Genomic DNA, 13423 nt, shown 5'->3' with positions numbered 1-13423 from the left:
AAAAACACCGCGTTTAAATTAAACGCGGTGTTTTTATTTGCTTGCAGAAAGCTTTCATTTGAAAGCCAACGGCTGTGCCTTAAAGATTAAGCGTAAACGTAACACCTGCTACACGAGGCTCACCTAATTGTGTATAGGTATGCGTTGCGTAACCATCTTGTGGGTCATTACCAAACTCAAAACCACGTGTAGGGACTGTTTCGTCAAACACGTTACGAGCCCATGCGCGAACTGCCCACATGTCTGCTTCGTAGCCAAAGCTTAAGTTAACTAAGTTGCTGCTTGGTGCCTGTGAGTTATGACTATCTGAGAAGTAGTAGTCGTCCTTACCTTCAACACCAATCATACCGTAAAGCTCACTTGTAAAGTTATAGCGAGCAGTAAACGCATACTGGTATTTAGGTGACTGTGCTTGCTCACGACCGTCTTGGTTTAAGCCAGACTGCGTTACAAAGTCATCTATTTCAGTGTTTAAGTAACCAGCACTACCCGTTAAAAATAGATTATCAGTTAGTTGGTAACTACCTTCAACTTCTAATCCGTAGTTGCTACCAGAACTTGCGTTATCAACATAACCGGTAAATTGCTGACCTTCTACTTGCCATGCTTTTAACTGAATATCGTCGCGGTGCATGTAAAATGCAGCTAAGCGAAGCGTAAATTTGTCATCAAGCGATGAGCCTTTAACACCAAATTCGCCACTCCATAAATATTCAGGGTCGAAACTGGTGTGTTGCTGGAAAAAATCAGCGCTTAGGTTTAAGCCTTCATCTTTGGCTTTAGCAAGCGCTTCTGAGTTAATACCGCCAGCTTTGTAGCCACGCGTAATGCTGGTGTAGATCATAGTGCGATCAATCACTTGATATTCAAGTGCTATTTTACCGCCAACCATTACGTCGTCGGTGTCTTGTATAAAGCCATTGCTATCGGTGTAGTCGCCTTGGTATTGCTCCACACGTAAACCTGTAATTAATGTTGTTTTAGGGCCAATTGGAGTCGCTACTTGACCATATACTGCAACGTTACTCGTTTCGTAAGTTGAAGAAAACGGGCTTGCTAACCATGTGTATTGGCGCTCTAAATCAACGTCACGGTTTTGGTAATAAATACCCGCAACCCAGTTACCCGTTTTAGAATTAAACTGTAAATCTACAGACTGATCGTCGCGATCGCGGCTGTAAAGATCGGTTGAGCTGTATCCATCTGGATGTAAGCCAGCAGCACATAACTTTGGCTCACTTGAGTCGTTACATACCCAGTCTTCGTCAAAGCTGTAAAGTAATTCGGTATCAATAGCCGACAGGTTTAGATTTACATCAAAAGCGTCAAAACCCGTGTAAGTATTCTTAACACCTATTGCGTAGCTTTCTTGATTATCTTGGCCTGGTTCATCAGCAACACTATTGCGGCTGTTATCAAGCGTAAACGCATCGTATCCGTTATTAATATCGATATAATGCAGGTTTAGCTCAGTATTTAAATGCTTTGTAAGCTGGCTGTTTATTTTAAAGCGGGCTACTTGTTCGTCTTGATTTTGTGTTTCGTCATTTAAGTACAAGTTATCTACGTAACCGTCTGACTTTCTGCGAAAGTAGCTAACGCGTGCGCTAGTGTCATCTGTTAAGCCTGTGCTTGCTGCAATGCCTGCTTCGCGGGTGTTGTATGTGCCAGCACCTACTTGTAATTTTAAACTTGGATCGCTCGTGGCTTTAGCTGAACCCATTTGGATCATACCGGCCATACCATCTGCGCCAAAGCGTGTACCTTGTGGGCCACGATAAATTTCTACTTGGTCTATATCAAATAATAATGAGCTGCCACCAAGACCAGAATAGTTAATACCATCAATAACTAAGCCTACAGATGGGTTAATAGGGTCTACAAATTGTGAGCGAAGTCCCACGCCACGAATTTGGATGTAACGACCACGCGACGCACCAGATGCAAAATTTACATTGGCGGCACTGCCTAACATTTCGTCTAAGTAACTTGCACCACGTTGATTAATTTCATCTTCGCTGAATAAGCTCGCACTCGCGCTTAAAGTTTGAATGCTTTCGCGCTGAAAATCGCCGGTTACAACAATTCTTTCTAGGTCGCTATCATCAGCGTTAGCTGCAATTGGTGCACCAAGCAGCGGTAAAAGTGCGGCAGTAATTAAAGACAAACGTAAGTTCATTGGGTTACTTAACTCCATTTTAGGGACTCGTATGGTAGCAATTATTTAAACACATGTGCTATAAACGCGGCAATTATACGTTAAATAATCAGGATTACTAATATGACCTTTAAAGTTGACTTCAAAGTACGTGATTACGAATGTGACTTACAAGGTATCGTAAATAACAGTGTTTATTTTAATTATTTAGAGCATGCTCGCCATGAATTTTTGTACGCACACGGTATTGATTTTGCTCAATTAGCGAAAGATAAAATTAACCTAGTCGTGATGCGCAGCGAAATGGACTATAAACATTCACTATTACCAGGTGATGAATTTTATGTGGCTGTGGAGCCGCAGCGTATTAGTCGTTTAAAATTTGCGTTTAAGCAAACGGTTATACGTAAAAGGGATGAAAAAGTAATGCTCAATGCACTGGTTATAGGAACGTCTGTTAATGAAAAAGGTAGACCGTTTTTACCAGAGCAAATAGATAACGTATTTAAAACTACAACTTAGTACTTAATCGCATAACTTTTGAACTATCATAGAACAAAAATTTACATTTAAAACATGCATTTTTAACGGATAAAGGGCATAAATATTGTTACAATTACATTAATTAGACAATTAGTTAGTAGTAGCATGAAATTAGCAGCAATACCGATGCTTATAGTCGGTTTATGTGTTGGTTGCGCATCAACAGGGACGGTTACCAGTGAGCAGCTTAAATACACCCAATGGCAATTATCACGTGTTGATGGTTTAGCAATTCCACCTTCGTTTAATGCATCAATGAGCTTTATTGAAGCACTGCAAGTAAACGGTTTTGCTGGCTGTAACAAATTTTTTGGTGAAGGCTCGCTTGAAGAAAGTAACCTTATCGTAAGTAAATTAGGAATGACGCGCAAGTCGTGCGGCGAAGACCTTGATGAGTTTGAGCAGCAGTTATTACAAGCCTTAAAGCAAGGTGCCGAGCTTAAAATGCAAGACCAGCAATTAGTCATGCAAGGCGAGCAAACATTTGTGTTTATCCCTAAATAATTTTAAGTTTTTGAAAAACAGCCCCTTGCGGGCAGTTTTTAACTGACGTACACTCAGCGCAGATTTGATGGATAACACCTTCAAATTAACGAACAGAATTTATATATCAATACTTGTCGGAGTGCCAAAGCTAAGTAATTAGTTTTTGGCTGAGATCGCGAAAGCGGGATCCGTGAACCTGATCAGGTTAATACCTGCGTAGGGAACAAGCTGCCTAAAATAGGACGCTTGTGCGTCTTTTTTTATGCGCACAATAAAGTGATTTTGTTTATTTTAGGCTGCAAAGTAGCATGTACGCTACTTTACGATCTTTCTCTATTCCTCGGAATATCTGACAAGACAACCCTTAAGCAATGAGGCAAGTCATGTCAAATACTACAAATAAAGCGTCACGCCGAGAAACTCGTGCTGCCGCGTCTGAATATATTTATAACTTAACGGGTCAACCGTTCCCAAATTCTCATAAAGTATACGTTGAAGGTACTCAACCTGGTGTGCGTGTTGGTATGCGTGAAATTACGTTAAGTGATACGTTTATTGGCGGTACAGATGAAAACCCTGTTTATGAGTCAAACGATCCGCTACGTGTTTACGATACGTCGGGCCCGTATACCGATCCTAATTTTGAACTTGATGTACGCAAAGGCTTACCAAAATTTCGTGAACAATGGATTGAAAGCCGTGGCGACACCGAAGTTCTTGAATCTGTTACGTCGCAATTTTCGCAGCAACGTATGGCAGATGAAGGGCTGGATCATATTCGCTTTGATCACCTTCCAAAAATTCGCCGTGGTAAAACAGGCAAAAACGTAACGCAAATGCACTACGCACGCCAAGGGATTATTACTCCTGAAATGGAATACGTAGCCGTTCGCGAAAATATGGGACGTGCAGAAATTCGTAAAGAATTATTAGCAGCGCAGCATAAAGGCGAGTCGTTTGGCGCGAGTATTCCTGAATTTATTACCCCAGAATTTGTACGCGATGAAATAGCCCGTGGTCGCGCTATTTTACCAAATAATATAAACCATCCAGAAACAGAACCTATGATTGTAGGGCGTAACTTTTTAGTAAAAGTTAACGCCAACATTGGTAACTCATCGGTCAGCTCATCGATTGAAGAAGAAGTAGAAAAAATGGTGTGGTCTACCCGCTGGGGCGCAGACACCGTGATGGACTTATCAACGGGGCGTTACATTCACGAAACGCGTGAATGGGTTGTACGTAACTCGCCTGTTCCTATTGGCACAGTACCGATTTATCAAGCGCTTGAAAAAGTAAACGGTGTGGCTGAGGATTTAACGTGGGAAATTTTCCGCGATACGCTTATTGAGCAAGCCGAGCAGGGCGTTGATTACTTTACTATTCACGCGGGTGTATTACTTCGTTATGTACCAATGACGGCTAAACGTGTAACCGGTATTGTGTCGCGCGGTGGCTCAATTATGGCTAAGTGGTGTTTAGCGCATCACAAAGAAAACTTTTTATACACGCACTTTGAAGACATTTGCGAAATTTTAAAACAATACGATGTGTGTTTTTCACTCGGTGATGGACTTCGCCCTGGCTCTATTGCTGATGCCAACGATGAAGCGCAGTTTAGTGAGTTACGCACGTTAGGTGAACTGACTAAAATTGCGTGGAAACACGATGTACAGGTGTTTATTGAAGGCCCTGGACATGTGCCAATGCACATGATTAAAGCCAATATGGATGAGCAATTAAAACATTGTGACGAAGCGCCATTTTATACTTTAGGCCCGTTAACCACCGATATTGCACCAGGATATGACCATATTACTTCTGGTATTGGGGCGGCTCAAATAGCATGGTACGGCTGTGCAATGCTGTGTTATGTAACACCTAAAGAGCATTTAGGTCTGCCAAATAAAGAAGATGTTAAAGAAGGCTTAATTACCTATAAAATTGCAGCACATGCCGCCGATTTAGCAAAAGGTCACCCGGGCGCGCAAGAGCGCGATAATGCGCTATCAAAAGCGCGTTTTGAGTTTAGATGGCATGACCAATTTAATATTGGTTTAGATCCAGACCGAGCTCGCGAGTATCACGACGAAACCCTTCCGCAAGAATCAGGCAAAGTGGCTCACTTTTGCTCTATGTGTGGTCCTAAATTTTGCTCTATGAAAATTAGCCAAGAAGTACGCGATTACGCTAAAGATTTAGAAACACGCGGTATTGATCCAAATAACGCAGGCGACGCTATTGAAATCAAAATGATTGATGTAGAGGCCGAAATGAAAGCTAAATCTGCTGAGTTTAAGCAAACAGGCTCAGAAATTTACCACAAAGCGGTATAGCAAGAATTTAGATGCAGATGTAGGTGAGGTTTTATACCTCGCTTCTTTAAATATTAAGAAGTGCGAGTGAATTCGCACCTACTAATAACTGCTTTTGGAGGTTTTATGTTTTATAACATTGCTGTGGTGGGTTTTGGTTTAGCAGGGCGCTTAGCTGCCCTTGAGCTAAGTAAGTTGCACCATGTTACTGTGTTTGAAGCCGACGACGAACATACTCAAAATAGCGCCGGTAAAGTGGCAGCAGCAATGATTGCCCCGCTTGCTGAGTCGGTATTGTGCGAGGCTGACTTAGCATTAATGGGTCTTGATTCAATGAAGCGCTGGCCGGGTATTATTGCTGAACTTGAAAGTGAGGTTTTTTTTCAGCAGCAAGGCACTTTGGTCATTGCGCACCAGCAGGACAAAGGCGATTTACAAAGCTTTGCACAACGTATAAAACCGCTAGCTGAGCACACTGCCGAGCATATAAATGCTCAACAAATTACAATGCTTGAACCTGAACTTGCAGGGCGCTTTAATCAAGGCTTATTTTTACCCTGCGAGGGGCAAATTGATAACCAAGCATTTTATAAAGCCAGCTTTGCACAGCTCAACAAACGCAAAGTAAAGTTTGTATTTAACCAGCGCGTAACCATTAGCGACAATAAGATAAATAATCGACCGTTCGATTACATTATTGATTGCCGTGGGCTTGGTGCTAAAAATACTCAAGATGATAAACCGCTTAGAGGTGTGCGCGGCGAAGTAGCAAGGTTATACGCACCAGAGGTAAGTTTAATCAGGCCCGTGCGTTTAATGCACCCGCGTTATCCAATTTATATAGCGCCTAAACCTAACAGTGAATATGTAATTGGTGCGACTGAAATAGAGTCACAAGACAATGGTGCCGCAACAGTACGCTCAACTCTTGAGTTACTTTCAGCGGCTTATACCGTACACAGCGGGTTTGCCGAAGCACGACTACTTAGTATTCAAACTGGATTACGCCCCGCATTTAGCGATAACCGCCCAGAAGTATCACAAGTTGGTAATGTAATTAGCATTAACGGTTTGTATCGACATGGTTATATGTTGGCGCCGGCATTAGTGGCGCAAGCAGTTTCACGAATAGAGTGAGAGTAGAATGAATATTACAATTAATGGCGAGCTACTTAATGTTAATAGCAAAGCACTCGTTGAGGTACTTCAAAGTTTTGGTGCAGTCGCGCCTTTTGCTGTGGCTGTTAATGGCGAATTTATTCCACAAAGTCGGCACAGTAACTATGTACTTAATGAAGGCGACAGTGTTGAGTTGCTGTCACCCATTCAAGGTGGATAAAGCTCATGCAAACTAAAGACTGTTTAACTATTTATGGAGAGCAAATAAATAGCCGCTTATTAATCGGCTCTGCGCTTTATCCGTCGCCCGACATTATGACTCAATCGATAGTCGCCTCTGGGGCTGAAATTGTAACTGTGTCGCTTAGGCGCCAACAAAGTGCAGCAGCCGGTGATGACTTTTGGCAGTTAATAAAAAATACAGGTTTAAAAATACTCCCTAATACCGCAGGGTGCCACAGCGTTAAAGAAGCTATAACGCTTGCAAAAATGTGCCGAGAGGTATTTGCCACCGACTGGATTAAGCTAGAGCTGATTGGCGATGATTACAATTTACAGCCAGACCCTTTTGCGCTACTTGAAGCCACAAAAATATTAATTAATGATGGCTTTAAAGTATTGCCTTATTGCACCGATGACTTAGTACTTTGCCAGCGCTTAAATGAACTTGGGTGTGAGGTACTTATGCCATGGGGGGCACCAATAGGCACCGGTAAGGGATTGTTAAATAGCTATAATTTAAAAACTATTCGAGAGCGCTTACCCGATACCACATTAATAGTAGATGCCGGTTTAGGTTTGCCATCGCATGCCTGCCAAGCACTCGAAATGGGGTATGATGCGGTATTATTAAATTCAGCCATTGCAGGGGCGGGTTGCCCAATTACTATGAGCCGCGCATTTAAAGCCGCAGTTGAAGCGGGGCGCTTTGCATGCAAAGCAAAAGCGATGCCGGAAAAAGACGTTGCAGCCCCATCAACCCCAACAATGGGTATGCCATTTTGGCATCAGCAGTGAAGGAAAGAATATGAATAACGTAGTATGGACAATTGCCGGTTCTGATTCTGGCGGCGGTGCCGGTATTCAAGCTGATATAAAAGCAATGCAAAGTTTTGGTGTACATGGCTGCACGGCAATTACGGCGCTTACTGCACAAAATAGTTTAGGTGTAGAGGCTATTAATGCAGTGTCTACCGATATTATTGAATCGCAGTTACTAGCGCTTGAAAAAGACATGAAAGCCAAAGTGATAAAAATTGGCATGTTAGCCAATGTGCAGCAAATTCAGTTGATCAGCGAACATATAAGTCACTATAAAGCTAAGTGGCCTGTGCCTCCCGTTATTGTATATGACCCTGTCGCTATTGCCTCAAGCGGTGACTTACTAACAGAAGAGGACACCGTCAGCGCAATAAAAGAATGTTTACTGCCGCTGGTGGATGTAATAACCCCAAACACCCACGAAACACAGTTATTAACCGGTGTGTATTTAATTGGCCCAGCTGCAATAAAAGAAGCGGCTAATAAGTTATTAAGTTGGGGCGCTAAAGCCGTTGTTATTAAAGGCGGACATTGGGATTACCCAAGTGGCTACTGCATTGATTATTGTATTGATAGTAATACGCAAAGTGGTGAAGAATACTGGTTAGGCAATCAAAAAATACAAACACCACATAACCACGGCACCGGGTGTAGCATGGCTTCGGTAATTGCTGCGTGTTTAGCTAAAGACTACCCATTAAAAGATGCCTTTATTTTAGCTAAAGCGTATATAAACCAAGGATTAAAGCAGTCGGTACGCTACGGTGAGGGGATTGGGCCGGTTGCTCATACATCGTTCCCTACTAATTTAGCTGACTACCCACAAGTTATTGAGCCTGGTAGTTGGCTGGGTGATGAACTAGATTTTGATGTGCCGCTTGATTTTAATATGGCGGCTGATTTTGCACCTTGTGAAGGAAAATCGCTTGGCTTATATGCAGTTGTTGATAGCACCGATTGGTTAGAAAAGTGCTTACAACAAGGCATTAAAACAGCGCAGTTACGCGTTAAAAATAAAACGCAAGACGAGCTGGATGAGCTTATTAAGCAAGCTGTTGAGCTGGGCAAGCAATACAACGCACAGGTATTTATAAACGATTACTGGCAGCTAGCTATTAAACATGGTGCGTATGGTGTGCATTTAGGGCAAGAGGATTTAGAGATTGCTAATTTAGCGGCAATTAAAGACGCTGGGTTAAGGCTTGGGCTTTCTACTCATGGTTTTTATGAAATGCTACGTGCGCATAATTATCGCCCTAGTTATATGGCATTTGGTGCTATTTACCCAACCACAACAAAAGATATGACAGGGCAAATACAAGGCCTTGAAAAGCTGATTAAATTTGTACCGCTTATGCAAAGCTATCCAACAGTGGCAATAGGCGGTATTGACTTAAGCCGTGCAAAGCAGGTAGCGAATACCGGCGTAGGCAGTGTTGCCGTAGTGCGTGCGATTACCGAAGCTGATAATTACGTAGACGCTATAAGCGCTCTGCAAGTAGCCATAAGCAGTGCAAATTAATACTAACAAGGGTAATACTAACAAGGCCGGTAAACGTGAATGAGCTAAGCGATAAAGAAACCCTGCGTTACAGCCGCCATTTATTGCTTGAAGAAGTTGGGCTTGAAGGGCAGTTAACGCTTAAATCCTCAACGGTTGCTGTAGTGGGGGCTGGTGGTTTAGGTAGCCCAGCACTTTTATATTTAGCCGCTGCGGGTGTTGGAACGCTTATTTTAATTGACGATGATGAGGTTGAGCTTTCAAATTTACAGCGCCAAGTGCTTTATAAAATAAATCACTTAGGGCAAAACAAGGTCACTGCAGCGGGTAAAGTATTAGCGAGCCTGAATAATCAAATAGAAATAGTAACGCATTGCCAAAAGTTAGATGAGAATAATGCAGCTAACATACTAAAAGGTGCTGACATTGTACTTGATTGCTCTGATAACTTTAGTACTCGCTATAGCGTTAATCGTTATTGTATTAGCAATAAAACACCGTTAATTTCGGGTGCTGCATTGGCAACCAAAGGGCAGTTAATGGGCTTTAATTTTAGGCAAAGTGATAGCCCGTGCTATGGCTGTGTTTTTCCACAAAGCGAAGCTACACCGGTTATAAATTGCAGTAACGCAGGAGTGATTAGCCCGCTACTTGGTGTAATTGGCTCTATGCAGGCGCAACTTACGCTCAACTTATTATTAGGTCATTTAAGTGGCAGTGTATTTATAACGTTTGATGCGCTCACTTTAAAACAACAGCACTTTAAAGTGATTAAAGATTTAGAGTGTAAAGAGTGTGGTAAATAGGTTTGAAAGGAGCCTGTTCCTATTATTACATGTGGCGTTAAAGAATTAAAAGCTGCGCTTTTCGCGTGAGCAAGCTTCACGCCTACAATACATCAAACTTCTGCACCAAGCTTGTTGACTGGCGTGACGAGCAAAACTCGTAATTTCTATGCTTTGGTGTCTTCTCATTTACTCCTCTTTTGCTTCTCTTTGTGCAATAAGATTTTAAGTGATTTATTCACAAAGAGGTTGAGAGGGCGCTTCGCTTTAGAGAAGTAAAAATAAATAATTACTATGTTTTATGTCTTCTCATTTATTCCTCTTTTGCTTCTCTTTGTGCAATAAGATTTTAAGTGATTTATTCACAAATAGGTTTAGAGAGAGCGGCGCTTTTCGCGTGAGCAGGCTTTACGCCTTCAAAAATAAAAAACCGCGTTAATTAAACGCGGTTTTTTTAATTTCTAATTAACGATTTATTTTAGTCGTTAATTTTTGCAAACGCAGTACCTAAGCGAGTAACCACTTCTGGTAGTTGATCGTCCAGTATTTCAGCTTTATCAGCACCCCATGCTAGTACCACAGTAGAGCCTAATTTAAAGCGACCCATCTCTTCACCCTTTTTAAGCGTGATAGCGTTATCGCCAGTGGTTGGGTATTTCCAACTAAATACATCGCTACCTGCTGGTGGCGTTACAGTACCTGCCCAAATAGTTTCTATGCTGGCTACAATTGTTGCACCAACAAGTACCATAGCAAGCGGACCAATCTCAGTTTCAAAAATTGCTACTACCCGTTCGTTACGTGCAAACAAGTTAGGCACGTTTTGCGCTGTAAGTGGGTTTACTGAAAATAAATCACCTGGCACGTAAATCATTTTGCTTAGTGTGCCATCAATTGGCATATGAATACGGTGGTAATCTTTAGGCGCTAAATAAATAGTGGCAAACTTACCGCCTAAAAATGGTGTTGTGTCATCTTGTGAGCCGCCTAGTAGCGCTTGTAAGCTGTAATCGTGACCTTTAGCTTGTATTAGCTGTCCGTCAACAATATCGCCTAGCTGGCTGATTGCGCCATCCACTGGATGAATGATGATATTGCTATCTTCTACCATTGGGCGCATGCCGTCTTTTAAAGGGCGAGTAAAAAATTCATTAAAGCTTTTATAATGAGCCGGATCTGGGTATTGGGCTTCGCTCATATCTACTTTATATTGCTTAATAAATAGTTTAATTAAAGTCGTTGTTAAAGCACCCGCTTTTGCAGCAGCTAATTTTCCGACTACGCGTGAAATAAAATGTTTTGGCATTGCGTACTGCATTGCGATTTTAAATTTGTCTAAACTCACAGTATTTTTCCTAAATTATACGCGAGGCGCACGGGCGCCTGCACGGCCATCGGCCATTGTTTCTAAAATTCGGTGGTAGCTGTCAAAGCGCAATTGAGAAATTCTTCCATCGGCTACTGCCTCTTTAACGATGCAACCCGGATCGTTTAAATGTTTACAGTCTCTAAAGCGGCACCCGCCTATAAATTCTCTAAACTCTTTAAAGCACCACGTTACACGCTCAACATCTAAATGCCACAAACCAAACTCACGAATACCTGGCGAGTCGATTAGGTTACCGCCACTTGGCAAATGGTGAAGGCGTGAAACAGTCGTTGTGTGCTGGCCTAAGCCGCTGTTTTCAGATACTTCTTTAGTTAATATTTCAGCGTTAGGCAATACAGTATTAACGAGGGTTGATTTACCCACACCACTTTGGCCAACAAAAATATTATTTTTATCAACAAGTACTTCTTTTAATTTATCGATACCATCGCCTGATATATTACTAACAAGGAGTACTTGGTAATCAAGTTTACGATAGATATCGAGAACTTTTTGTATTTCGTTAAGGCCTGCTTCGTCAATTAAATCGGTTTTATTGAGCACTAAAATTGGCTCAATGCCCATATCTTCACAGGCTATTAAATAACGGTCGATAATACTGGGTGTAAATTCGGGTAATACCGCCGATACCATGAGTATTTGGTCAATGTTGGCTGCAATAACTTTAACACCGTCGTAAAAGTCAGGGCGGGTAAGTTGCGAGCGACGCTCTTGCGTGGCTTCAATTACACCGGCTAAATCACCCTCACTTACTTTGGCACGGCGAAATAATACTTCATCACCACATACTAAATTAGACACAGTACGGCGTATATTACAGCGAAGTACATCGCCATTTTCAGTTTCGACATCGGCGTGTTGGCCAAAACGACTGATCACAATTGCGCTCTCGACCTGACCTAAGTTATCGGTTTGCCATTCTTGCGCCCCTTTTTTAGCCGGTCTTGAGTCTGCGCTATTAATGCGCTTTTGGTGATTGGCCTTGATCTGACGCGATTGGCCTTTACTTAATTTTTTTTGTTTTGCCACTGGAGGCCTATAACCTTAGTTAAATGTCGCTTTTCCTAAAAAAAGCTTTAGCTCGACGGTTGATGCTAATATGATATATCGAAATGCGTTGGATCTAAAGGAAAGCACCGCTTAGGTAATTATGACTATTAATAAATCAAATTTAATTTGGCTCGATCTTGAAATGACAGGGCTCGAACCAGAGACCGATAAAATACTCGAAATTGCGACGGTTGTCACTGACGCAGACCTGAATATATTAGCCGAAGGGCCAACTATAGCTATTCATCAAAGTGATGAATTACTAAATGGCATGGACGAGTGGTGTACTACTCAACATGGTAAGTCGGGTTTAACAGCACGCTGCAAAGCAAGTACCTTTGATGAAGCCTATGCTGTAGAGCAAACTTTAGCGTTTTTAAAGCAGTGGGTACCAGCAGGCACTTCGCCAATGTGTGGTAATTCAATTGGTCAAGACCGCCGCTTTATGAATAAATATATGCGCGAGCTTGAAGACTTCTTTCATTACAGAAATCTTGATGTGAGTACTATTAAAGAATTAGCACGTCGCTGGAAACCAGAAGTGCTTGCAAAAGTGAACAAAAAAGGCTCACACCTTGCTTTGGATGACATTAAAGATTCGATTATGGAATTAAAAGTCTATAGAGAAAATTTCTTTAATTTGTAAAAAACACTTGCAAACAGACTGTATTATTGTAGAATCCTGCCCCGCTCAAGACGATAACCCACGCGGGGTTAGTGTGTTTGAGTTGTTTTTATTGTGGTCGTTTTATATCCATAATTAAAATGCGGTACTAGCTCAGTTGGTAGAGCGCGACCTTGCCAAGGTCGAGGTCACGAGTTCGAGCCTCGTGTACCGCTCCAATTTCTAACCAAAAGAAATTGGAGTGATAGTAAATTAAGTAATGCGGTACTAGCTCAGTTGCTAGAATGTTGAACGCGACCCGTCGCGCACCAACGTAAAATAACTGAAGAAGTGAAAATGCGGTACTAGCTCAGTTGGTAGAGCGCGACCTTGCCAAGGTCGAGGTCACGAGTTCGAGCCTCGTGTACCGC

General features: G+C 42.1%; 12 protein-coding genes, 2 tRNA genes and 1 riboswitch. Of the genes, 11 read left to right on the top strand and 3 right to left on the bottom strand.

Annotation, left to right across the window (positions count from 1 at the left end):
- Positions 1-79: 79 nt before the first annotated feature.
- Positions 80-2197, bottom strand: coding sequence for a TonB-dependent receptor (locus AAEY62_RS11710; protein ID WP_350634979.1), 2118 nt, complete (start codon positions 2195-2197; stop codon positions 80-82).
- 84 nt (positions 2198-2281) lie between these two features.
- Between AAEY62_RS11710 and AAEY62_RS11705 the strand changes: the two genes are divergently transcribed.
- The 8 genes from AAEY62_RS11705 to AAEY62_RS11670 all read left to right on the top strand — a co-directional run bounded on the left by AAEY62_RS11705 (position 2282) and on the right by AAEY62_RS11670 (position 9969).
- Positions 2282-2680 (top strand): acyl-CoA thioesterase, encoded by a 399-nt coding sequence (locus AAEY62_RS11705; RefSeq protein ID WP_024592343.1) that lies wholly within the window; start codon positions 2282-2284, stop codon positions 2678-2680.
- Positions 2681-2806: 126 nt separating this feature from the next.
- Positions 2807-3205 (top strand): META domain-containing protein, encoded by a 399-nt coding sequence (locus tag AAEY62_RS11700; RefSeq protein ID WP_350602555.1) that lies wholly within the window; start codon positions 2807-2809, stop codon positions 3203-3205.
- Between the two features lie 107 nt (positions 3206-3312).
- A riboswitch (TPP riboswitch) is annotated at positions 3313-3427 on the top strand.
- 143 nt (positions 3428-3570) lie between these two features.
- Positions 3571-5523 (top strand): phosphomethylpyrimidine synthase ThiC, encoded by a 1953-nt coding sequence (gene thiC, locus AAEY62_RS11695; protein ID WP_350634978.1) that lies wholly within the window; start codon positions 3571-3573, stop codon positions 5521-5523.
- A gap of 105 nt (positions 5524-5628) precedes the next feature.
- Positions 5629-6639 (top strand): FAD-dependent oxidoreductase, encoded by a 1011-nt coding sequence (locus AAEY62_RS11690; RefSeq protein ID WP_350634977.1) that lies wholly within the window; start codon positions 5629-5631, stop codon positions 6637-6639.
- A 7-nt stretch (positions 6640-6646) separates the two neighbouring features.
- On the top strand, positions 6647-6841 hold the full coding sequence (gene thiS, locus AAEY62_RS11685; protein WP_002960781.1) for a sulfur carrier protein ThiS: 195 nt from the start codon (positions 6647-6649) through the stop codon (positions 6839-6841).
- A gap of 5 nt (positions 6842-6846) precedes the next feature.
- Positions 6847-7638 carry a thiazole synthase gene (locus AAEY62_RS11680; RefSeq protein WP_350634976.1) on the top strand — a complete coding sequence of 264 codons (792 nt, stop codon included), beginning with the start codon at positions 6847-6849 and terminating at the stop codon, positions 7636-7638.
- Positions 7639-7648: 10 nt separating this feature from the next.
- Positions 7649-9184, top strand: a complete 1536-nt coding sequence (thiE, locus tag AAEY62_RS11675; RefSeq protein ID WP_350634975.1) for a thiamine phosphate synthase — start codon at positions 7649-7651, stop codon at positions 9182-9184.
- Between the two features lie 35 nt (positions 9185-9219).
- Positions 9220-9969, top strand: coding sequence for a HesA/MoeB/ThiF family protein (locus tag AAEY62_RS11670; protein ID WP_350634974.1), 750 nt, complete (start codon positions 9220-9222; stop codon positions 9967-9969).
- A gap of 457 nt (positions 9970-10426) precedes the next feature.
- On the opposite strand, the gene asd is transcribed toward AAEY62_RS11670, so the two are convergent.
- Both asd and rsgA read right to left on the bottom strand, forming a co-directional pair.
- Entirely contained in the window at positions 10427-11293 is an 867-nt protein-coding gene (gene asd / locus AAEY62_RS11665) for an archaetidylserine decarboxylase (protein ID WP_004336058.1), read from the bottom strand.
- Between the two features lie 15 nt (positions 11294-11308).
- On the bottom strand, positions 11309-12367 hold the full coding sequence (gene rsgA / locus AAEY62_RS11660; RefSeq protein WP_010554253.1) for a small ribosomal subunit biogenesis GTPase RsgA: 1059 nt from the start codon (positions 12365-12367) through the stop codon (positions 11309-11311).
- A 121-nt stretch (positions 12368-12488) separates the two neighbouring features.
- Here rsgA and orn point away from each other — a divergent pair, with 121 nt between their 5' ends.
- From orn to AAEY62_RS11645, 3 genes are all read left to right on the top strand, one after another.
- Positions 12489-13034, top strand: coding sequence for an oligoribonuclease (orn, locus tag AAEY62_RS11655; RefSeq protein WP_007585019.1), 546 nt, complete (start codon positions 12489-12491; stop codon positions 13032-13034).
- A gap of 121 nt (positions 13035-13155) precedes the next feature.
- Positions 13156-13231 (top strand) — tRNA-Gly (locus AAEY62_RS11650).
- A 120-nt stretch (positions 13232-13351) separates the two neighbouring features.
- Positions 13352-13423 (top strand) — tRNA-Gly (locus tag AAEY62_RS11645).

Source organism: Pseudoalteromonas sp. GW168-MNA-CIBAN-0100 (genome assembly GCF_040309225.1).
Lineage (GTDB): Bacteria > Pseudomonadota > Gammaproteobacteria > Enterobacterales > Alteromonadaceae > Pseudoalteromonas > Pseudoalteromonas arctica.
Note: the sequence above shows the minus strand (reverse complement) of the source record. Positions and strands in the feature narration are given on the sequence as shown.